Annotated in this window: 17 protein-coding genes; 11 read left to right on the top strand and 6 right to left on the bottom strand. The window is 69.2% G+C overall.

Features of this window, described 5'->3' with window-relative positions:
- Positions 1-731: 731 nt before the first annotated feature.
- Positions 732-3,683, top strand: coding sequence for an acyl-CoA synthetase (locus tag QMG86_RS20955; protein WP_281874305.1), 2,952 nt, complete (start codon positions 732-734; stop codon positions 3,681-3,683).
- A gap of 57 nt (positions 3,684-3,740) precedes the next feature.
- Positions 3,741-4,340: a class I SAM-dependent methyltransferase gene (locus QMG86_RS20950; RefSeq protein WP_281874303.1), complete on the top strand. Its 600-nt coding sequence runs from the start codon at positions 3,741-3,743 to the stop codon at positions 4,338-4,340.
- Here the strand turns inward: QMG86_RS20950 and rffA are convergent, their stop codons facing one another.
- Together rffA and QMG86_RS20940 are read right to left on the bottom strand one after the other, a co-directional pair.
- Positions 4,341-5,480, bottom strand: a complete 1,140-nt coding sequence (rffA, locus tag QMG86_RS20945; protein WP_281874301.1) for a dTDP-4-amino-4,6-dideoxygalactose transaminase — start codon at positions 5,478-5,480, stop codon at positions 4,341-4,343.
- Positions 5,470-6,570, bottom strand: a complete 1,101-nt coding sequence (locus tag QMG86_RS20940; RefSeq protein ID WP_281874300.1) for a glycosyltransferase — start codon at positions 6,568-6,570, stop codon at positions 5,470-5,472. The genes rffA and QMG86_RS20940 overlap by 11 nt, the downstream gene beginning before the upstream one ends.
- A gap of 269 nt (positions 6,571-6,839) precedes the next feature.
- On the opposite strand from QMG86_RS20940, the gene QMG86_RS20935 reads away from it, so the two are divergent.
- From QMG86_RS20935 to QMG86_RS20910, 6 genes are all read left to right on the top strand, one after another.
- On the top strand, positions 6,840-9,011 hold the full coding sequence (locus tag QMG86_RS20935; RefSeq protein WP_281881046.1) for a hypothetical protein: 2,172 nt from the start codon (positions 6,840-6,842) through the stop codon (positions 9,009-9,011).
- Complete coding sequence (locus tag QMG86_RS20930; protein ID WP_281874298.1) at positions 9,008-9,499, top strand: GtrA family protein; 492 nt, start codon at positions 9,008-9,010, stop codon at positions 9,497-9,499. Before QMG86_RS20935 ends, QMG86_RS20930 begins: the two co-directional genes overlap by 4 nt.
- Before the next feature lie 71 nt (positions 9,500-9,570).
- Complete coding sequence (locus QMG86_RS20925) at positions 9,571-11,823, top strand: hypothetical protein (protein WP_281874296.1); 2,253 nt, start codon at positions 9,571-9,573, stop codon at positions 11,821-11,823.
- The gene (locus QMG86_RS20920; RefSeq protein ID WP_281874294.1) at positions 11,820-12,356 is read left to right on the top strand and encodes a GtrA family protein; all 537 of its coding nucleotides are present in this window, start codon (positions 11,820-11,822) and stop codon (positions 12,354-12,356) included. Before QMG86_RS20925 ends, QMG86_RS20920 begins: the two co-directional genes overlap by 4 nt.
- Before the next feature lie 9 nt (positions 12,357-12,365).
- The gene (locus tag QMG86_RS20915) at positions 12,366-12,593 is read left to right on the top strand and encodes a Trm112 family protein (RefSeq protein ID WP_281874292.1); all 228 of its coding nucleotides are present in this window, start codon (positions 12,366-12,368) and stop codon (positions 12,591-12,593) included.
- Positions 12,594-12,998: 405 nt separating this feature from the next.
- Positions 12,999-13,313 (top strand): L,D-transpeptidase, encoded by a 315-nt coding sequence (locus tag QMG86_RS20910; protein ID WP_281874291.1) that lies wholly within the window; start codon positions 12,999-13,001, stop codon positions 13,311-13,313.
- Positions 13,314-13,328: 15 nt separating this feature from the next.
- On the opposite strand, the gene QMG86_RS20905 is transcribed toward QMG86_RS20910, so the two are convergent.
- From QMG86_RS20905 to QMG86_RS20890, 4 genes are all read right to left on the bottom strand, one after another.
- The gene (locus tag QMG86_RS20905; protein ID WP_281874290.1) at positions 13,329-13,958 is read right to left on the bottom strand and encodes a TetR/AcrR family transcriptional regulator; all 630 of its coding nucleotides are present in this window, start codon (positions 13,956-13,958) and stop codon (positions 13,329-13,331) included.
- On the bottom strand, positions 13,955-14,749 hold the full coding sequence (locus QMG86_RS20900) for an ABC transporter permease (protein ID WP_281874289.1): 795 nt from the start codon (positions 14,747-14,749) through the stop codon (positions 13,955-13,957). The genes QMG86_RS20905 and QMG86_RS20900 overlap by 4 nt, the downstream gene beginning before the upstream one ends.
- Complete coding sequence (locus QMG86_RS20895; protein ID WP_281874288.1) at positions 14,746-15,477, bottom strand: ABC transporter ATP-binding protein; 732 nt, start codon at positions 15,475-15,477, stop codon at positions 14,746-14,748. Before QMG86_RS20895 ends, QMG86_RS20900 begins: the two co-directional genes overlap by 4 nt.
- 87 nt (positions 15,478-15,564) lie before the next feature.
- Complete coding sequence (locus QMG86_RS20890; protein ID WP_281874287.1) at positions 15,565-17,079, bottom strand: multicopper oxidase family protein; 1,515 nt, start codon at positions 17,077-17,079, stop codon at positions 15,565-15,567.
- A 202-nt stretch (positions 17,080-17,281) separates the two neighbouring features.
- Between QMG86_RS20890 and QMG86_RS20885 the strand changes: the two genes are divergently transcribed.
- From QMG86_RS20885 to tyrS, 3 genes are all read left to right on the top strand, one after another.
- A complete protein-coding gene (locus QMG86_RS20885) occupies positions 17,282-18,427 on the top strand; it encodes a low temperature requirement protein A (RefSeq protein ID WP_281874286.1) in 1,146 nt (381 codons plus the stop codon).
- 201 nt (positions 18,428-18,628) lie between these two features.
- On the top strand, positions 18,629-19,270 hold the full coding sequence (locus tag QMG86_RS20880; RefSeq protein ID WP_281874285.1) for a DNA-3-methyladenine glycosylase: 642 nt from the start codon (positions 18,629-18,631) through the stop codon (positions 19,268-19,270).
- A gap of 659 nt (positions 19,271-19,929) precedes the next feature.
- Positions 19,930-21,219 (top strand): tyrosine--tRNA ligase, encoded by a 1,290-nt coding sequence (gene tyrS, locus QMG86_RS20875; RefSeq protein WP_281874284.1) that lies wholly within the window; start codon positions 19,930-19,932, stop codon positions 21,217-21,219.
- Positions 21,220-21,274: the final 55 nt, after the last annotated feature.

The raw sequence follows: 21,274 nt of genomic DNA, 5'->3' as shown, positions 1-21,274 counted from the left end.
GAATTGAGGGTCGCCGATAGTTCAGAGTCGCTGGGTGTTCACATCAAACAGCAGCGGGTATGCCCGCACAGAGCTCATCGAACGAAATTGCCTACGCGCCATGGCGTTCCAGACACGATCGATGGTAGACGCCGAAAGCGGCTGAGCGCAGGAAAATTTCGAAGATCGTCCCGTGGCCCGGCGGATGGTCACGACACGCGGTCGATTCCGGAAACGGTGGGTGGCGTCGCTGGGGCGGTCTTCGGATTGCCTTCTGGTCGCGAAGGATTAGCTGTCCCGGGGTGCTCATTCGCGCCGGGCGGTTCGGTGCTCCTCGTGCGTTCACCGCGGCCGGGGGCCGCCCTCATCCACCGGAACCGGGCTGCGCCGCGACCGATGTTCGCCGACGCCGCCGTGCCGGGCGCGCTGTGTTCCGCGCCGGGTCGCCTACGCTGAGCCGAGCGGAGGAACTCCGTGCCGTGACTCCGATCGGAGGCACGACCATGTCCGTCCCGGACGCCTGTGCCAGGTGGGGCGGTCGACGTCGGGGATCGGGCTGCTCGGCTTCTCGTTGCCGGAGCATCGACCGACGACGTACTCGAGCCGATAGGTGGACGTCCGGGAAGCCGACCGCGGCATCCTGGCATGTGACGTGTCACAGCGGACACATAATGGACAGATGGTGTGGGAAGCTCGTTCGAACACCTCGCGGTGTGTGATGCGGGTCACGTTCTAGGGTAGGGCCAGGAGCGATGGTGAAGTTGAATGCGAAGGTTGTGGTGGGCTCGGTGCAGCGGTTGATGGCGACCGCGCAGAACGGCCTGGAGGTCATCCGCTTCGGCGGCCTGACCCATGACGTCGCGTCCTCGCCGTTCGAGGTCGTGGAGCGCAGACGCATGTACCGGCTGCGCCATTACTTCCCCGACGACGCGACCCCGGGGCGGCCGGTGGCCCTGCTGGTCCCGCCGCTCATGGTCAACGCCGACATCTGGGACGTGAACGCCGAGGACGGCGCCGTGGGGATCCTGCACCGCGGCGGCGTGGACTGCTGGGTGGTGGACTTCGGCTCGCCCGCGAGCGAGGAGGGCGGCTGGCAGCGCGACCTCGCCGACCACGTGCTGGCCGTCAACAGCGCCATCGACACCGTCAACGAGGCCACCGGCTCCGGCGTGCACCTGATGGGCTACTCGCAGGGCGGGATGTTCGCCTATCAGACCGCCGCCTACCGCTACGGCAAGGGCGTGGACAGCATCGTCACCTTCGGCAGCCCGGTCGACATCGTCGCGGGCATGCCGTTCGGGCTGCCCTACGGCATGGTCTCCGACGTCGCGGACTTCCTGGCCGATCACGTGGTCACCCGGCTGCCGATCACCGACTCGATGGTGCGGATCGGCTTCCAGCTGCTCGACCCGGTGAAGACGGCCAAGTCCAGGATCGATTTCCTCCGTCAGCTGCACGACCGGGAGGCGCTGCTGCCGAAGGAGCGGCAGCGTCGCTTCCTCAACAGCGACGGCTGGGTCGGTTACGCCGGACCGGCCGCGGCGGACCTGCTCAAGCAGTTCGTCGCGCACAACCGGCTGATGCTCGGCGGTTTCGTGATCCGGGACCACCCGATCTCGCTGGCCGAGCTGAAGTGCCCGATCCTGGCGTTCGTCGGCGAGGTCGACGACATCGGGCAACCCGCCGCGGTGCGCGGTATCGTGCGGGCCGCGCCGAACGCGGAGGTCTACGAGGCGACGCTGGTCGCGGGCCACTTCGGCTTGGTGGCCGGAAGCATGGCCACCAACCACACCTGGCCGCTGGTGCGGCAGTGGGTCGAGTGGATGAACGGCGACAAACCGCTTCCCCCGGAGATCGTGCCGATGGCCGAGCACGTGGCGAACAATCGCCCTCGGTCGGCGGCGACCCGGGTGGTGCACACGGCCGCGACACTGGCGGAGGCGGGCACCGGGGTGGGCAAGGCGCTCGAGGGCATCGCGAACAACACCGTGCGGGGTTCGATCGAACTGGCAGGCGAAGCGGCGCGGGCGCTGCCCAGGCTGACCCGGCTGGGCATGATCCAGCCGCACACACGCATTTCGCTCGGCCGATTGCTCGCCGAGCAGGCGCGGCGCGCGCCGCAGCGGGACCTGTTCTTGTTCGACGACCGCGTGCACACCAACGCGGCGGTCAACGAGCGCATCGACAACGTGGTGCGCGGCCTGATCTCGGTCGGCGTGCGCCCCGCCATGCGGATCGGCGTGGTGATGGAGACCCGGCCGAGCGCGCTGGCCTCCGTCGCGGCGCTGTCGCGGCTGGGCGCGGTGGCGGTCCTGCTGGCCCCGAACAGCGATTTGAGCCGTGCGATCGAACTGACCGGCGTGGAGACGCTGATCTCCGATCCGGAGAACCTGCGGCAGGCCGCCGCGACCGGCGCCAGGGTGCTGGTGCTCGGCGGTGGCGACACGCGCGAGCTGGCGCTGCCGATGAGCGACCGCTTGATCGACCTGGAACAGATCGATCCGGCGCGGGTGCACGTGCCCGCGTGGTACCGGCCCGACCCCGGCCTCGCCCGGGAGCTGGCGTTCGTGCTCGTCACCGGAACCGGCGAGCGGCTGGAGACCAAGTACATCAGCAACCATCGCTGGGCGCTGTCCGCGTTCGGTACCGCGACCACGGCCGATCTCAACCGTAGGGACACCGTGTACTGCCTTGCGCCGCTGCACCATTCGTCCGGGCTGCTGGTCAGTCTCGGCGGGGCGGTCGCGGGCGGGAGCCGGATCGCGCTGGCCCGGTCGCTGGATCCGGAGCGCTTCGCCGAGGAGGTGCACCGGTACGGCGTCACCGTGGTCACCTATACCTGGACCATGTTGCGCGACATTCTCGACGCCGAGGTGTTCCCGGCCGGTCATCGCCACCCGATCCGGTTGTTCATCGGCTCCGGTATGCCCGCCGGACTGTGGCGGCGCACCGTCGAGCAGTTCGACCCGGCCCGCGTGGTGGAGTTCTACGCCTCGATCGAGGGCGACGTGGTACTGGCCAATGTGGCCGGAGTGAAGCGCGGCTGCAAAGGCAGGCCGGTCCCCGGCACCGCGAAGGTGGAGTTGGTCGCCTTCGATCCGTTGACCGAACGCATCCTGGTCGACGGCTCCGGCTTCGCCCGCCGCTGCGCGGACAACGAGGTGGGCCTACTGATCGGCAAAGCGTCCGACGGCGTCGACCTCTCCGCGGGCGGGCTGCGCGGCGTCTTCGCGGCGGGTGACTCCTGGATGCCGACGGAGAACCTGTTCCGTCGCGACAGTGACGGCGACTACTGGCTGATCGATCGCACCGACACGGTGATCCACACCCGGCGCGGGCCGGTCTTCGGCCAGCCGATGGTCGACGTGCTCAACGATGTCACCGCCGTCGACATGGAAGTCGCCTACGGGCTCAACGTCGGCGACCACTGCATAGCGGTGGCCGCGGTGAGCGTGCGCAAAGGCTTCCGTCTCGACCCCAAGGACGTCACCGAGGCGTTGCGGGTACTGGATCCGGATCAGCGCCCTGATGTGGTGTACGTGGTGGACGACATCCCGCGCAGCCCGTCGTTCCGTCCGTCGTCCCGCGCGGTGCAGGCGGCCGGGCGGCCGGAGCCGGGACCGGACACGTGGTGGTACAACCGGGCGTCGGACGCCTACGAGATCCTCACCGCGGACCAGGCGCGCACGCTGTTCGGTGACTGAACGCGATTCACATTGCCGAAGCACCGGATTCACCGACCGATGGCATAGTGAGTGCCTGTGAGAACGAGCCTCATCTACCGCAACGGGACCGTCTACGAGGTTCTGATGCGCGGGTTGTACGGCAGGCACTACACGGCTCGGTATCGCGCGATCGCGGAACTCGTGCCCGCGGGTGCGAGTGTGGTCGATCTGTGCTGCGGGCCCGCGACGCTCTACACCCGCTACTTGCGCCACAAGTCGGTCGACTACACGGGGCTCGATCTGAACGAGCGTTTCGTCGCGCGCGTGAACGAAGCGGGCGGGCGAGGCAGAGTGTGGAACCTGCGTTCCGGCGACGCGCTGCCCGAGGCCGACTACGTCATCATGCAGGCCAGTCTCTATCACTTCCTGCCCGAGCCGCGCCCCCTCCTCGATCGGATGCTCGCGGCGGCCACCGAACAGGTCATCGTCGCCGAGCCCGTTCGCAACCTGGCGACCAGCGACAATCCGGTTCTCGCGACGATCGGCAGACGGTTCACCGACGCGGGCGACGGCGAGCAGGCGCACCGCTTCACCGAGCGGACGCTGGACGAGCTCTTCACGGCGTACGGACCACGGGTGGCCCGGCGGTCGCTGATCGCGGGCGGCCGGGAGAAGCTCTACGTGCTCACCGCGTGATCAGACGGTGAAGGCGGTGACCGCGTCCACCACCCGGGCCACCTGCGCGTCGGTGAGATCCGGCCAGAGCGGCAGGCGCACGACGGTCGCGGAAAACTCGGCGCTGCGGGCGCACGCGCGCGGCGTGCGGCCGAGCTTGAAGCCGGCCGGGCTGGAATCCAGTGGAATGTAGTGGAAGGGCGCGGAGATGCCCTGCTCGGCCAGGTATGCGATGAGGTCGTCGCGGCGGCGCTCGGTCGGGGTGCGCAGGTAGTACAGGTGCGCGGTGTGCTCGCGATCGGCGGGTACCGACATCAGGCGCACGTCGTTGCGCCGGGCCCAGTCCGGCAGGGCGGCGGCGTAGGCATCCCACACCCGGTGCCGTCCGGCCTGGATGGCGTCGAACTCGTCCAGCTGCGCGTCCAGCACGGCCGCGTTCAGCTCGCTCGGCAAGTAGCTGGAACCGATGTCCTGCCAGGAGTACTTGTCCACGGCTCCGCGCAGGAACCGGGCCCGGTCGGTGCCCTTCTCCCGGATGATCTCGGCGCGCGCCATCAGGATCTCGTCGGTGAGCAGCAGCGCGCCGCCCTCGCCGCAGTGCACGTTCTTCGTGTCGTGGAAGCTGAGCGTGCCCATCGTGCCGATGGTGCCGAGCTTCCGGCCGCGCCAGGTGCCGCCGAGCCCGTGCGCGTTGTCCTCCACGACGGCGACACCGTGCGCGTTCGCCAACTCCAGCAGTCCGGCCATGTCGGCGGCGACGCCGCCGTAGTGGATGACCACCACGGCCTTCGTGCGCTCGGTGAGCACGGCCGCCACCGACTCCGGATCGAGGTTCCCGGTGGCCGGATCGATGTCGGCGAAGACACAGGTCGCTCCGCGCAGTGCCATCGAGGTGGCGGTGGAGGTGAAGGCGAAACTGGGCACGATCACTTCGTCGTCGGGGCCCAGCTCCAGCAGCAGGCCCGCCATTTCCAGCGCGGACGTGCAGGACGTGGTGAGCAGGGCGTGCGGCGCGCCCGTGATCGCCTTCAGCTTCGCGGTGGCCGACGCGGTGAACTGTCCGTCGCCATGGCTGTGGTCGGAGGCCAGCACCGCCTCCAGGTTCGCTAGTTCCCGGCGCGCCCGGTACGGGCGGCTGAAGATGACGCGGTCAGTGCTCAACCCGGTCGGTCCCCCTGCTGGCGGTGGTGGCGGTCGGTTCCGAAGCGTCCGCCGGACGCGGTGTCGGCGTCTCGACGGTCAGATAGAGGGGCTTGCCCACCAGGATGTGCAGGGCCACGCCCAGATACTCGGCGATGAGCCCGAGTGAGAACAGGATGGCGCCGGAGCACAGCAGCAGTACCACGATGGTGGAGGCCCAGCCTTCGGGCGCCCAGCCGTCGGTGGTCAGCGCTTCGAAGACGACGATCGCGGCCATCACCCCGCCGGCCAGCGCCAGGGTGACGCCGAGCAGGCTGACCAACCGCAGACCGCGGGTGCCACTGCACAGCACCATCTTCCAGAACAGGGAGAACAGGCGGCGGTAGTTGTAGCCGGACTCCTCCCGGCCTTCGGCGCGCAGCACCACCGGCGCCTGCGCGACGGCGCCGACCACCCAGGTCAGCGCGACGTCCAGGTAGACGCCGTTGGAGGCGACCTCGGCGAGCTGCCTGCCGATGTCCCCGCGGATCAGCCGGTAGCTCTCGAACCGGGTGGAATCCGGGAACGCGAACAGCGTCGCGAGCACCAGCTTCGCTCCGCGCGAGGTCAGATTGCGCAGGAATCCGTGCGGCCGGGTGTTGCTGGGCTTGGAGTAGACGAGATCGGCGCGCTGCGCCAGCGCCGTGTCCAGGAACGTGCTGATGAAGCGGGGATCGTGCTGGCCGTCCTCGTCCATGGTGACGATCCAGTCACCGGCGGCGACCGACATTCCGGCGATCGTGGCGGCATCCTGGCCGAAGTTCCGGCTGAGCCAGACGGTGCGCACCGCGGGGTAGGTCCGCTGCAATTCCTGCAGGACCACATCGGAGCGGTCCGGGCCGTGATCGTGCACCAGGATGATCTCGGTGACGGTGAACGCCGTGCCGCCGGGAGTCTCGGAGGAGCGCGTGAGATCGTGCAGCTCGGCGACCAGGCCGGCGATCGTGTCCTCGCCCCGGTACACCGGCACGACCACCGACACCGTGTGCGGCCGGTCCACGCCGGGCCGCGCCGATGCACCGTTCGTCGCGGGGGCGCCGGAACGGAGTGTGCGGGCGGGGGGAATCGGCATCAGCTGGTTCGACTTTCGATGACGGTGCGTGCCGGTACTCGGCGCAGGACTGCAGAGCCCGAACCGGTGTGGACTCTAGCACGGGGCGCAGGGCGGCTACCGGAGCAGCTGATCATGCCCTCATCTTGGTGGCGTCCGCGACCGATGCCAAGCGGAGGGCTGCCCTGTAGGGTTTGGAACTCGTGACGGACAGTGCAGTGCCCGGCTCGCGGCCGGATGTCTATTCGCGGCGAGATGTCTACCGGTGGGGGGCCATCACCGCGCTCGGAGTGATCGCGGGTTACCTCGCTGTCCTGCTCGCCAACGCCCGGCATTTCTTCACCGACGACACCGAATCCCAGTACACCTCGCTGTGGGTCGGTCTCGGCCGTGCGCTGCGCGCGGGCGAGTTCCCGGTCATGGTGCCCGAGCAGTGGATGTCGGGCAACAACACCATGGACGACGCGGGCCTGTTCAACCCGCCGCAGCTGCTGATCGATCTGATCGCGCCCTCGGTGGACAACGTCGCGCTGTACGCGACCGTCGTGAAGCTGATCTTCTCGATCATCGCCGCGCTCGGCGTGTATCGCGTCTGCCTCGCCTACGGCGGCAGGCCCGCCTGGTCGGCGGTGGCGGGCATCGCGCTGCCGCTGTCGGGCTTCTTCCTCTTCTTCGATGAAGCCAGCTGGATGACCGCGCTCACCGGCACCGCCTGGATGGTGCACGCCTGGGCCGCGTCGGTGCGCTACACGCGAGGTCTCGGCGGGCCGATCCCGGTGTTCGTCTACCTCTACCTGACCATCTCGACGCAGTACATCTTTCCCGCGGTAGAAGCCGTGCTGATGCTGCTGGCCGTGGCCGTGGGCGAGCTGGTGTACCAGCGCAAGTGGCAGCCGGTGCTGCGGCTGACGCTCGCGGCGGGCTGCGCGGGGCTAGCGGGCCTGCTGACCTTCTTGCCGTCGATGCTGTCGGCGAAGGTGACCTGGCGGGGCACCGCGCAGATCAACAACGACCAGTTCCTCACCGTGCCGTGGTCGGAGTCGCTGAACGCCAGCCTGCCCAGCTCGCTGCCCGCCTTCACGTCGTGGTGGGGTTACGTGCAGCCGCTGCCGGTCACCTACATCGCGTGGTTCCTGATCCCCGCCCTCGCGTTCGTCGATTGGCGTCGCGCCCGGGAGGCGTGGCGGGAGCTGAGCGCGATCGCGATCTTCGCGATGATGATGCTGATGTGGACCGCGGGCCCCGGTTCGGTCGGTCCGCTGCGCTGGCCCGCGCGCGTGCTGCCGATGCTGGCCATCGGCCTGCTGATCCTGGTGTGCGTGCTGCTGGGGCGGTACGGCACGGTGCGGGATCCGAAGAGCCGCGGCATCGCGGCGGGCGTGCTGATCCTGCTGCTGTGGGTGCGCTCGTTCTCCGCCGACCCGCACGACGTGATCTGGCACGTGATCGCGGCCCTCGCGCTGGCCGCGCTGGTCGCGGCGGCGGTGTGGCTCGGGCGCACCAAGGGAACCGCGGCGGCGTGCGCGCTGACCATCGTCGCGATGTTCCCGATCGCCTACTTCCAGGTCGACGCGGCGCAACCGACGCCGATGTCGTGGAATCTGCCCGCGAAGCGTTCGCAAGCGAAGGCGGCGTTCCCGGATTTCGCGGGCAACACCATCCAGCTGGGCGATCGAGGACTGCTGCAGCCGCAGGACAAGAGCATCGAAGGCGCGTACGGCTCGCTCGTCTTCGGCAACTACGCCCGGGGTCTCGAGCTCGACTACGTCAACGGGTACACCCCCAGCGGCCACTTCTACTTCGGTGAACTGCTGTGCATGCGCTGGGACGGCAGCGTCTGCCCCGACGCCTACCGGCGGATGTTCGCGCCCGAGCCGACCACCGGGCGGCCGCTGGTCGATCTGATGAATCTGGATCGCGTGGTGCTGCAGCGGGCGCTGTTCCCCGACGCGCCCGGCCAACCGGCGCCCGAGGGGTGGAAGTGGGTGGACTACCCCGGGCACGAGCGTTACATCGCGGTGCTGGAACGCGTGGGCGGACTCATCTCGACCACGAACGGCCGCGTCACCGATGCCGAGAAGGTGAGCGCGACCTCGATCTCCGAAACCGACACCACCAGCCGGGTGCGCGTGTCCTCCGCCGAAGGCGGCCGGGTGGTGTTCGCTCGGCTGGGCTGGCCTGGATACCGGGTCACGCTGGACGGCAAGTCGCTTCCGATCACCACGGTCGCCAAGTCCTTCATCGCCGTCGACGTCCCCGCGGGCACCCAGAACGCCGAACTCGTGCTGACCTGGCGTCCGCCCGGCTGGAAGATCGGCATCGCCGCCGCCGTGGCGGGCGTGCTCGGGCTCGGGGTGCTGCAGTGGCTGCATGTCCGGTCCCGGCGCCGCGAGGAGCCGGAGGAGGCGGGCGACGCCGAGCGCACCGAGCCGGATCGTGAGCTGGCGGACGTCGTTTCGTGAAGACGAACGCGCGCCCGGACGCCGCGGCGGCCGCGGCCGTGGGTGACGGGCCCGCGCCGGGACTCCTGGTGCGGGTGTTCCGGCGACAAGAGGTCGCGTTCGCGGTGGTCGGCGCGGGCAACACCCTGCTCGGCATCGCGCTGACCGTCGCGTGGCTGGCGGTGCTGGGCGACGCGTGGCCGCCCGCGGTCGCGGTGGTGCTGGCCTACGCCGTCGGCATCGTCGTCGCCTTCGTCTTGCACCGCACGCTCGTGTTCCGGGTCCGTGGCCGCCTGCTGCGCGACTTCGCCGGCTTCGTGGTGGTGAATTCGGGTGGGCTGCTGCTGAATACGGTGCTGTTGTCGCTGGCCGTCGCGGTGCTGCACCTGCCGCGGATTCCGTCGGCGGTCGTGGTGATGGGCCTGGTGGCCGTCGCCAGCTTCTTCGGCCACCGCTACATCTCGTTCCACCGTGAGCCCGAGGCCGGGGCCCGAGGCGCCGCGCGATAGCGCCTTCCCGGACGGCGTTCCGGCACTGGCATGCCCGCGCGGCACCGCGTTGACGGTAGGGTCTGGGACTCGTGGCCGAACGTAGCACCTTCCCTTCACGCGAAGTCTGGACATGGGGCGTCATCACGGCGCTCGGGGTGGTCGCGGGATACGGTGCGGTGCTACTCGCCAACGTCCGGCATTTCTACACCGACGACACCGAATCGCAGTACGCGCCGCTGTGGGTGATGCTCGGCCGGTACCTGCGCGAAGGACGGCTCCCGGCACTCGTGCCCGAGCACTGGATGGCGGGCAACTACACCATCGAAGAAGCCGGACTGCTCAATCCACCGCAACTGCTGATCGATCTGATCGCGCCGTCGGTGGACAACCTCGCGCTGTACGCCACGGTGGTGAAACTGATCTTCGCCATCGTCCTCGCGCTCGGCGTCTACCGGATCTGCCTGGCCTACGGCGCGAAGGCGCCCTGGGCGGCGGTCGCGGGCGCCGCCATACCGTTCACCGGATGGCTGCTGTTCTTCGACGAGGCCAGCTGGATGACCGCCTTCACCGGCACCGCCTGGCTGGCCCACGCGTGGGCCTCCGGCGTGCGCTACGCCCGTGGGCGCAGTGGGCCGATCCCCACCTTCGTCTTCCTTTATCTGGCCATCTCGGTGCAGTACATCTTCCCCGCGGTGGAAGCCGGTCTGATGGTGGGCGCCGTCGTGATCGGCGAACTCGTGTATCAGAAGGCGTGGCGTCCGGCGCTGCGCCTGCTGACGGTCGCCGCGTGTGCCGCGCTGGCCGGGTTGGCGACCTACCTGCCGTCGATGCTGTCGGCGAAGGTGACCTGGCGAGGCACCGCGCAGATCAACAACGACCAGTTCCTCACGGTGCCGTGGTCGGAGTCGCTGAACGCCAGCCTGCCCAGCACACTGCCCGCGTTCAGCTCCTGGTGGGGCTACGTGCAGCCGATGCCGGTGGTCTACATCGCCTGGTTCCTGGTCCCGGCGCTGGCTTTCGTCGACTGGCGCAAGGCGCTCGGCTCGGCGCGCGAGTTCGTCGCGCCCGCGCTGTTCGCGGTGATGGCGTTGATGTGGACGGCCGGTCCCGGCGCTGTCGGCCCGTTGCGCTGGCCTGCGCGGGTGCTCCCGATGGTGGCTTTGGGCCTGCTGGTGCTGGTGTGCGTGCTACTGGGCCGCTTCGCCACCGTCCAGGACTGGCGGCGGCGTGGCGTCGCGGCCGCGGTGCTCATCGGTCTGTTGTGGGCGCGTTCCTTCTCGGCCGCGCCGCACGAGGTGATCTGGCATGTCGTGGCGGCGCTCGGTGTGGCGGCGCTCGGCGCCGTCGCGGTATGGCTGGGGCGCAGCCGTGGCGCGGCCGCCGCGTGCGCGCTGATCGTCGTTTCGGTGTTCCCGATCGCGTATCTGCAGGTGTGGGCGGCGCAACCGACGCCGATGGGCTGGAATCTGCCGGAGAACCGGTCGGAGATGAAGGCCGCGTTCCCCGATTTCCCCGGCACTACGCTGCAACTGGCGGACCGAATGCTGATCCCGCCGGCGGAACGCAATCTTTCCGGCGCGTACGGATCGCTCGTCTTCGGCAACTACGCGAAAGATCTCGAGCTGACCTACGTCAGCGGGTACACCCCCAACGGGCACTACTGGTTCGGCGAGACGTTGTGCATGCGCTGGGACACCAGTGTCTGCCCCGATGCCTACCGGCGGGCGTTCGCGACCGAGCCGACCACCGGCCGGACCATCGTCGACCTGATGAAGGTCGACCGGGTCGTGCTGCAGCGCGCTCTGCACCCGGACGCGCGCGACCGACCCGCGCCCTCCGGCTGGAGGTGGGTCGATTACCCGGGGCACGAGAAGTACATCTCCGTGCTCGAACGCGTCGACGGCCTGATCTCGGCGCGTGACGGCCGGATCGCGGCCACCCAGGGAGTGACGGCCACGTCGGTCGCCGAATCGGACACGACGAGCCGGGTACGGGTGAACTCCCCGGAAGGTGGGCGGGTCGTGTTCGCCCGGCTCGGCTGGCCCGGTTACCGGGTGACCATCGACGGCCGTGCGATCCCCTCCACGCTGGTCGCCAAAACCTTTGTGGCTGTGGATATTCCGGCCGGTAGCTCCGGTGAGCTGGTACTGTCCTGGCAACCCCCGGGCTGGCGGATCGGCGTCGCAGCGGCACTGGCCGGGCTGCTCGGCGTCGGTGCGCTGGAGTGGGCCTACCTGCGCGGCAGGCGGCGGCTCGACGGGTCGGCCGAACCGAGTGACGCGCCGTCGCCGCCCGACCCGGCCGTGACCCCGGACACCGATTTGGCCGACGCCGTCCGATGAGCGCGGGCGCGGCGGATCGACCGGGTGCGGCCCGGGCCTTCGAGACGGATGCCGAAGGCGTGGAGTCCGCGGCGCTTCCCGCCGACCCCGGCCCGCTGCTGCGCGTGGTGCGCCGCCAGGAGATCGCGTTCGCGATCGTCGGCGTGGTGAACACCGGCCTGGGCATGGCCCTGACGGTGCTGTGGCTGGCGGTGCTCGGCAACCGGGCGCCCGCCGCGCTCGCGCCCGCCCTGGCCTACAGCATCAGCGTGGTCGTGGCGTTCGTCCTGCACCGAACCCTCGTGTTCCGGGTGCGCGGCCGCCTGGCGCGGGACTTCCTCGCGTTCGTCGCGGTGAATTCCGGCGGCTTGGTGCTGAACATGGTGCTGCTCCAGCTGGGGGTCTCGCTGCTGCACCTGCCGAGCATTCCGTCGGCGGTCGCGGTGATGGCGCTGGTGGCGGGCGCGAGCTTCTTCGGTCATCGCCACATCTCGTTCCGCCGGACACCCGCACTCGATACGGACGGTTCCCGGCCCGGCCCGGCCGGAAGGTAGGTTTCTCGTATGCCTGAGCCCACCTTGGATGCCACATTGCTGAGCCTGCTGGCCTGCCCGCAGGACAAAGGCCCGCTGCGCCTGGTCCGTGCCGCCGACGGCAGCGCGCTGCTCTACAACCCGCGCCTGCGCCGGGCATACCCGATCGAGAACGGCATCCCGGTCCTGCTCGTCGACGAGGCCAGGGATGTCACCGACGCCGAGCACGACGTGTTCACCGCGCAGGCCGACGCCTGACCTACCCGCCCTGCCGTCCGGCTTCCGCACGACTCGCCCGTCGCCCGGCAACGGATCCGTCACGGTCGTTTTGCCTCCATTGACCGTTCCGAACCGGCTCCGCCATGATCATTTGCACCTCGGAACGGTCCGCTCGCTCCAGCGAAGGGGTGACGCGGCCGGCCTGACGAGCGGCACCGAGTGGCGTATGGGAGAGAGGTCGGGAACGTAATGAGCGATACGCGTTTACGTAACTGGACAGCTCGGTGTGCGATTGCCTTCGGAGTCGCGGCGGCGGGATTCACCATGGCGGCGCCCGCACAGGCCGAACCTCTTTGGCCCGGTGGTCCGGACATCCCCGGGATGCCCGCGTTGATTCCGCCCCCGCCTCCCGTCGCGCCGTGCTCCACGGCGGCCCGTGCGTGCATGCGGCTGTCCACCGACGAAGCGTGGCTGATGGACGAGGGCAAGGTGGTCTACGGCCCCACGCCGATTTCGCACGGGATGCCGGGATACGAGACGCCGCCGGGAGTCTTCCGCGTGTCGTTCAAGAAGGAGTTCCATTGGAGCACCATGCACAACGCTCCGATGCCGTACGCGACCTTCTTCAACGGTGACATCGCCTTCCACGTCGGCCCGATCGAGAAGAAGTCGCACGGCTGCGTCCGGATGACCCACGAGGGAGCCAAGGCTTTCTACGAGTATCTGTGGCCGGGCGACGTCGTCGAAGTCGTGGAGTGACGGCCCGGTCGGCGTTCACTGTCCGATGTCGCCGGTCAGATAGCGCTGCAGCGTCGGGCCCACGGCGGCGACCAGGTCGGCGGCGGGCATCGAGGCCAGGGGTTCCACCCCGACGATCTTGCGTCCCACCAGCACGCCGATCATCTGGGACGCGACCAGGCCGATCCGGACCCGGCCGTCGTCCTGCGGGGTGGCGATACGCGAGCGCACGCGTTCCAGCACCACTTCCAACAAGAATGTCCTGGCCAGAGACGGGTCGTCGCTGCCGGCCAGGATGCTGCGCACCACCGCCACCACACCGGGTCCTGCGGGGGAGTCCCACACCCCGATCACCGCGCGAATGATCGTCTCGCCCAGCTGATCCAGTGGCGCGGCCTCGATGATGCGCAGGGTCGCCTCCGGATCGACCGGCAGCTCCACCACCGCGGCGAAGAGCTGTTGCTTGGTGCCGAAGTAGTGGTGCACCAGGGCGGGATCGACCCCGGCGTCGGTGGCGACGGCGCGCACCGAGGTCTTGTCGAAGCCCGCGTCGGCGAAACGCGCGCGGGCGGCCGCGAGGATGGCCTCGCGGGCGCCCGATTGCCCCGGTCGGCGGCCGGTGCGGGCAGGCCGCTCGGCGCCGCCGGAACCGTTTCCTGCCGTCACGTGGTCCGCCGTCGTAGCGTGGCCGCGCCCAGGCACAAGGCGACGATCGCGAATCCGGCGACGATGGCCAGATCGCGCCACATCTCGCCGGTGACCTCCGGATGCGTCGAAACTTGTTGCAGCGCGTCGACCGCGTAGCTCAGCGGCATCACGTTGCTGATCACCTCCAGCCAATCGGGCAGCTGGCCGCGGGGAACGAGCAAGCCGCACAGGAAGATTTGCGGCGCGACCACGACCGGCATGAACTGTACGGCCTGGAATTCGGTGCGCGCGAACGCGCTTGCCAGCAGCCCCAGCGCCACACCGCACACCGCGTCGATCACCGCGATCAGCACCACCCAGCTGGGGCTGCCCGCAGCGTCGAGCCCGAGCAACCCGAACGAGACCAGGCAGGCGACGATCGCCTGCGCGGCGGCGGCCAGCGAGAACGCGGTGCCGTATCCGGCGAGCAGGTCGAGTTTCGTCAGCGGCGTGGACAGCAGCCGCTCCAGCGTGCCCGAGGTCCGTTCGCGTTGCATCGCGATCGCGGTGATCAGGAACATCACGATGAACGGCAGGATGCCGAGCATGCTGATGCCCACCCGGTCGAACAGCGAGACGGGGTTCAGCGGATTGGTCGGAGTGTCCTTGTAGATGAAATACAGCAGCGCCATCAGCAGTGCGGGGACCACGAGGATCATGGCGACGGTGCGGTGGTCGTTGCGCAGCTGCCGCAGGATGCGGCCGGTGGTCGCGGCGTAGGGGCGCACCGTCGGCGTCCGCCGGGGCGTGGCTTCGGAAAGGGCGGTCATGCGTTCTGTCCCATCGTGATCAGGGTGAGGAAGGCGGTCTCCAGGTTCTGCTCACCGGTCCGCGTGCGCAGTTCGTCGGGGCTGAGCTGGGCGAGCAACTGCCCCTCGCGCATCAGCAGCAGCCGGTCGCAGTGCTCGGCCTCGTCCATGACGTGACTGGACACCAGCAACGTCGTCCCGTTCGCCGCCAGCTCGTGGAACTGCTTCCACAGCTCGACGCGCAGCACCGGATCCAGGCCGACCGTCGGCTCGTCCAGCACCAGCAGTTGCGGCTGGGCGACCAGCGCGCACGCCAGGGACGCGCGCGTCTTCTGCCCGCCGGACAGCTCGTCACCGCGCTGCTGGGCGTGGTCGGTCAGACCGACCGCCGTGATCGCGTCGTCGACGTCGGCGCGGTCGCGGCCGTAGAGCGCGGCGAAGTACGCGACGTTCTCACGGACGCTGATGTCGTTGTAGATGCTCGGCGCCTGGGTGACATAGCCGATCAAGTGGCGCAGCGCGGCCGAGCCCGCCGGGCGCCCGAGCGCGCTGACGTCGCCCGATTCGATGATCTGAGTGCCGACGATGGCACGCATCAGCGTGGTCTTGCCGCATCCGGACGGGCCGAGCAGACCGGTGATCGATCCGCGCGGGATGGTGAGCGAGACGTCGTGCAGTACTTCGCGGCCGCCGCGGTGGACCCGCAGATTCCTTACCTCGACGGCGGGAGATGGGGTGGATTGCGACACGGTCGCCTCAATTCATCGAGTGTTGAATTCACTGTGTGATGAATTTAGCGCGCCCACCCGGAACAGGCAAGAGCGGTGCGCGTGGAATCAGTGACCGTGGTGCGCGGGTGGCGTTCCCGCGGTCTGCCCGGGCTCCACCACCACGAATTGGCCCATCATTCCGAGGTCCTCGTGCCAGAGCAGATGGCAGTGATACATGTACGGTGCGTCCGGATCGGCCGGGCCGTCGAACCGCATGGCCAGTCGCACCGTGCTGTTCGGCGGCAGGAAAACGGTGTCCTTCGGACCGGTCGACGCCGCGGGTACCGGGCCGTCGTCCACCGCGATCACGCGGAATCGCACGTCGTGGATGTGGAAGTTGTGCGGCATGCCGTCGTTGTTGCGCACCACCCAGATCTCCGTGGTGCCGCGCGTGACCGCGAAGTCGATGCGATCCATGGCCATCGGGGTGCCGTTGATCCCGCCGAGATCCAGGTCGAAATGCCGTTCCCGGACCGCGTCGCCGCCGTCCGGCGTCGCGGACGAGGCCAGGAACGCGGGCAGTTCCGGTGAGGGACGCAACGTATCGGCCGCGCGTAATTCGAGGACGTCGAAGGTGTCGTCGCCGCCGGCGAAACGCTGGGTCCAGAAATCGAGCCCGGCGTCGAGTTCGCCGCTGCGCAGCACGGTGCGCTCGCCCGGGCGCATCCGTACCACGATCTCGGCCCGCTCACCCGGCGACAGCCGCAACCGGTCCTGCGTGCTCGGCCGTTCCAGCAGGCCGCCGTCGGTGGCGACGAGCGCGAACGGTCGCCCGTCGGCGAATTCGAAGGTGTAGACCCGTGCGGTGGATGCGTTGAGCAGGCGCAGCCGGACGAGCTCGTCGCCGACGTTCCGGTACGGCGCGAGCGTTCCGTTGACCATGGTCCGATCGCCGAGGAATCCGATGTCGCGGAAAATCCCGTGCGTGGAGTCGAACTCCGCGCCGTCGAATTTCACGTCCTGCACGATCACCGGCAGATCGTCCACCCCGTAATGCGAGGGAAGGGTGAGCGTGCTGGATACGTCGTCGTCGAGCAGGAACATGCCCGCCAGCCCGCGGCGCACGTGGGCTTCGGTCGCGCCGTGCGGATGGGGGTGATACCACAGGGTCGCGGCGGGTTGGTCGACGGTCCACTGCGGCGTCCAAGCGGCGCCCGGCGCCACCATCTGGTGCGGGCCGCCGTCCATCGCCGCGGGCAGATGCATGCCGTGCCAGTGCACGGTGGAGGCCTCCGGCAGCGTGTTGCGCACGGTGACCGCCACCGTCTCCCCGCGCCGCGCCCGCAGCGTCGGACCGAGGTAGTCGCCGTTGAACCCCCAGGTCCGCGTGGCGCGGCCGGGTAGGAATTCGCGCTGCCCGGCGCGCATGTCGAGTTCGAACGTGCGCGTGCCGTCGGCGCCGACCCGCGACGGCGCCAGCGGAGGGATGGCGAGTTCGTCCCGGAATTCCGTCTTGCCGACGGTGGATACGACCGCACCGGCGTATATCCAGGCGACCCCTCCGATGATCAGGACCGGCAAAGTCGCGAGGCAGACGGCGACCACGAGCAGCCGCCTGCGCGGCCGGGCATCCGAAGACATGGACCGACGGTAGAAATCCGCAGTGCCGCAACACATCCGGAACCATCCCGATTTCCTCCCCGATCCGCCCCCGAGGCCGGTGTCGTGACCTTCAGGGTGTGCGGGCGGCCGAACCGCCGGCACCGTCGGGTGATCTCCTGCCAAATGGAACAGACTGGCCGGTCTTCCAGCGGCGTGGCGGTGGCCGCTCTAGGCTCCAGCCGTGACCAACCAGAGCACCCTGTCCGCCGACGGTGGTCAGGTGCGGGCCTCGACGCTCGAACTGTTCTTCGATCTCGTCTTCGTCCTCACCATCACTCAGCTGTCGCATGTCTACACACACCATCCGGGCTGGCCGGCGCTCGGGCAGGTGGCGCTGTTGTTCGGGCTGATCTGGTGGATGTACTCCGGCTATGTCTGGCTCACCAACGAGGTCGCGCCGAACAGTACGACTCGGCGCACCTGGTTGCTGGTCGGCATGTTCGCGTTCTTCGTGCTGGCCCTGGCGATCCCCGACGCGTTCCACGGCACCGGCATCGCCTTCGGGTTCGGATACGTCCTGGTCAACGCCGTGCATACCGCGCTGTTCGCCTCGGCGGGCGGCGCATCGGCGACGAACGCCATCCGGCGGATCGGTCCCCTGAACGCGGTGGCCGCCGCGCTGGTGCTGGCGGGCGGATTCGTGCACGGCTGGGCGCAGTACGCGTGCTGGGGGGCCGCCTTCGCGGTCCAGGTGATCAGCCCCTACCTCGTCGACACTGGGGACTTCGTGGTCCGCGCCAGTCACTTCTGCGAGCGGCACGGACTGGTCGTGATCGTCGCGATCGGTGAATCCATCGTCGCCATCGGCGCCGGTCTGGCCGGCGAACAGATCACCGTGCAGCTCATCGCCACGGTGGGGCTGGGCCTCGGCCTGGCCTACGTCCTGTGGTGGGCGTACTTCGGCGTCGACGACGAGCGGGGCGAGCACGCACTGGCCGCGGTGCCGGACCGGGAACGCTCCCGGCCTGCCGTGCTGGCCTACGGCTACGCCCTGTACCCGCTGCTGATCGGCGTCATCGTGGCCGCGGCGGGCATCCAGATGAGCATCGCCCACGGTCACGAAGCGACCTCGGTCGCCGTGGCCGCGGCGCTCTCCGGCGGCGTCGCGCTGTACTTCGTCGGCCAGTTCTCGTTCCGCCTCGTGCTGCGGCTGCCGCGCCCCTGGGCACGCCTGCTCGCCGCACTCGCGGTGGCGGCGACCACTCCGATCGGCGTCTACTGGGTGTCCTGGGCGCAATTGGCCGCGATCGTCGTCGTGGGCTACGTCGCCGTGATCGCCGACGATCTGCTCACGCTGCGATCCGGTGAGCACAGCGCGTACTTCTGACCGGTTTCGCCGATGTACCGGTAGCGAGATCGAACACGGGTGCGGCGTCGCTTCTCGTGGCGCGACCGATCATGCCGACAGCAGAGGTCGACCACGGGTGCGTCGTACCCCGGCGTCGCGCCTCGATGCGCGACCGGCCGCGCCGAAAGGGGAGCGGTCGCCGAACGGCTGGGCGAACCCTTGTCGTAGCCGTCGAGGACAATGGCGGCTGTGTGTGCCCACTCTGTCGAGGAACTTGCCGTCGAACCTCCAGCCGCCGCCCGGCGCTTGCTCGGGGCGACCTTGTGGTCGGGTCCGGTCGGCGTGCGGATCGTCGAAGTAGAGGCCTACGGGGGAGACCCGGCGGGGCCGTGGCCCGATCCGGCTTCGCATTCCGGTCGTGGCCGGACCAAGCGCAACGACGTGATGTTCGGCCCGGCCGGTGTGCTGTACGTCTATCTCAGCTACGGCATGCACACCTGCATCAATGTGACCAGCGGGCCGGACGGAGTCGCCAGTGCGGCGCTGATCCGCTCCGGCGAGGTCATCGAGGGCCTGGAAGCGGTGCGTGCGCGACGGCCGGGCGCTCGATCCGATCTCGACTTGGCCCGGGGGCCGGGCAATCTCGGCAGTGCGCTGGGCATCACGTTGAACGACTACGGAACTCGCCTGTTCGACCCGTCGTCACCGATCCGGCTGGAGTTGCGCAGTCCGGTGCGGACGGCCGAGATCGCCAGCGGTCCGCGGGTCGGCGTCAGCAGCGCGGCGGATGTGCCGTGGCGTTTCTGGCTGCCGGATTCGCGGGCGGTGTCGGTCTACCGGCGCAGCCCGCGCGCTCCGCTGCCCGCCACGAAGTCGGCCTGACGACGCGGAGGAACTCCGCCGCCGCGCGACGAGTGTTCCCCGGCGGCCCGTTCCATCGGAGGAACGCGCCATCGACCTGAAGCACTGAGGGATGACCCGCCATCGCCGGAAACGCATCGCAGTAGTTCGTCCCGGCAGGGTGCTCGATCGCACCCTTACGGCCTGTCTGTGGTGGGGGAAACGCTGTCGAGCTGACTGACCGCACGTGCACCGCGGACGGCCGGTGGACTTCGGTCACCGGCGTTGCGGGGCGATCCGCAGACACCTGGGACGTTCGGGTCGGTGTGCCTGCCGAGCACTCGTGGAGGTCGTGCGCCGAGCTCGCTGTTCGGCGCTCGGTCGTATCGAACCCGGGCGAGCGCATGGCCGCGACCTGCCCAGACGAGGCCGCGACGGGTGACCGAGGTTGTCGTCCACCGGCGCACTTCGGCTCGCGCAACAGTGTCCCGATGTCCTGATCGCTGCTGTCCCGCTCGTTGGCAGCCTTGCGCCGTCTCGACGGCTGTCCTCGAGCGCGATCGCGCCCTCGTGTCGACTGTGCGAACGATTCCTGCCGACCTCGCGGAACGACTCGCCGAAATCGTTCGACCCACCCGCACCGCACCACGACACTGAGGTGCACACGAGGCCCCGGACCTCGTGCGGAAAGATAGGACATCGTGAGCGGCGACATCATCGACGAACTGACCTGGCGCGGTCTGATCGCGCAGTCCACCGACCTGGATGCCTTGCGTGCGGCGGCGGCCGCCGGGCCGCTGACCTTGTATGCCGGTTTCGATCCCACCGCGGCCAGCCTGCACGCGGGTCACCTGGTGCCGTTGCTCGCGCTGAAAAGGTTCCAGCGCGCCGGCCACCGCCCGATCGTGCTGGCCGGTGGCGCCACCGGGCTCATCGGCGACCCGCGCGACGTCGGCGAGCGGACCATGAACTCCACCGACACGGTGGCGAGCTGGGCCGATCGCATTCGCTCCCAGCTGGAGCGTTTCGTGGACCTGGACGACTCGCCGACCGGCGCGGTCATCGCGAACAACATGGACTGGACCGGCCCGCTGAGCGCCGTCGACTTCCTGCGCGATATCGGCAAGCACTTCTCGGTGAACGTCATGCTGGCGCGCGACACCGTCAAGCGGCGTCTGGACGGCGAGGGCATCTCGTACACCGAGTTCAGCTACATGCTGCTGCAGGCCAACGACTACTTGCAGTTGCGCCGCAACTACGGCTGCACCCTGCAGGTGGGCGGCTCCGACCAGTGGGGCAACATCATCGCGGGGGTCGAACTCAACCGCCGGGTGGACGGCGCGTCCGTGCACGCCCTGACCGTTCCACTGGTGACCTCCGCGGACGGCAAGAAGTTCGGCAAGTCCACCGGCGGCGGCAGCCTGTGGCTCGATCCCGAGATGACCAGCCCGTACGCCTGGTACCAGTACTTCGTGAACACGGCGGACGCCGACGTGGTGCGCTACCTGCGCTGGTTCACCTTCTTGTCCCGCGCGGAACTCGACGAACTCGAGCGCGCGACCGCGGAGCGCCCGCACGCCAGGGAGGCGCAGCGCAGGCTCGCCGCCGAGATGACCACCCTGGTGCACGGGGAGTCCCACACCCGCGCGGTCCAACGGGCCAGCCAGGCGTTGTTCGGTCGCGGTGAACTGCGCGAACTCGACGAGGCGACCCTCGGCGCGGCATTGCGCGAAGCGGCGATCGACGGCGAGGTCGCGCAGATCAAGGCCGGCGAGCCGAACACCATCGTGGATCTGCTCGTCGCGACCGGTCTGTCCGAGAGCCGCGGCGCCGCTCGGCGCGCGGTGAACGAAGGCGGCGCCGCGGTGAACAACGTGAAGATCTCCGATATCGAATGGACCCCGGAGGACGCCGACTACCTGCACGGACGCTGGCTCGTGCTGCGGCGCGGCAAGAAGAACCTCGCCGGCGTGCTGCGGGCAGGTGCGTGACGATCCCGGTGGCTTGAATCACATCCGTGTGATTCAAGCCCTTCTTCACTGCGAG

This window comes from Nocardia sputorum (assembly GCF_027924405.1).
GTDB classification, from domain to species: domain Bacteria; phylum Actinomycetota; class Actinomycetes; order Mycobacteriales; family Mycobacteriaceae; genus Nocardia; species Nocardia sputorum.
Note: the sequence above shows the minus strand (reverse complement) of the source record. Positions and strands in the feature narration are given on the sequence as shown.

What these genes read in the sequence shown, in the direction of transcription:
- QMG86_RS20940 (WP_281874300.1), bottom strand. Translation starts at nt 6,570, where the DNA reads ATGCCGATTCCCCCCGCCCGCACACTCCGTTCCGGCGCCCCCGCGACG.
- QMG86_RS20910 (WP_281874291.1), top strand. Translation starts at nt 12,999, where the DNA reads ATGCGGCTGTCCACCGACGAAGCGTGGCTGATGGACGAGGGCAAGGTG.
- QMG86_RS20900 (WP_281874289.1), bottom strand. Translation starts at nt 14,749, where the DNA reads ATGACCGCCCTTTCCGAAGCCACGCCCCGGCGGACGCCGACGGTGCGC.
- QMG86_RS20955 (WP_281874305.1), top strand. Translation starts at nt 732, where the DNA reads ATGGTGAAGTTGAATGCGAAGGTTGTGGTGGGCTCGGTGCAGCGGTTG.
- QMG86_RS20890 (WP_281874287.1), bottom strand. Translation starts at nt 17,079, where the DNA reads ATGTCTTCGGATGCCCGGCCGCGCAGGCGGCTGCTCGTGGTCGCCGTC.
- QMG86_RS20920 (WP_281874294.1), top strand. Translation starts at nt 11,820, where the DNA reads ATGAGCGCGGGCGCGGCGGATCGACCGGGTGCGGCCCGGGCCTTCGAG.
- QMG86_RS20915 (WP_281874292.1), top strand. Translation starts at nt 12,366, where the DNA reads ATGCCTGAGCCCACCTTGGATGCCACATTGCTGAGCCTGCTGGCCTGC.
- QMG86_RS20880 (WP_281874285.1), top strand. Translation starts at nt 18,629, where the DNA reads ATGGCGGCTGTGTGTGCCCACTCTGTCGAGGAACTTGCCGTCGAACCT.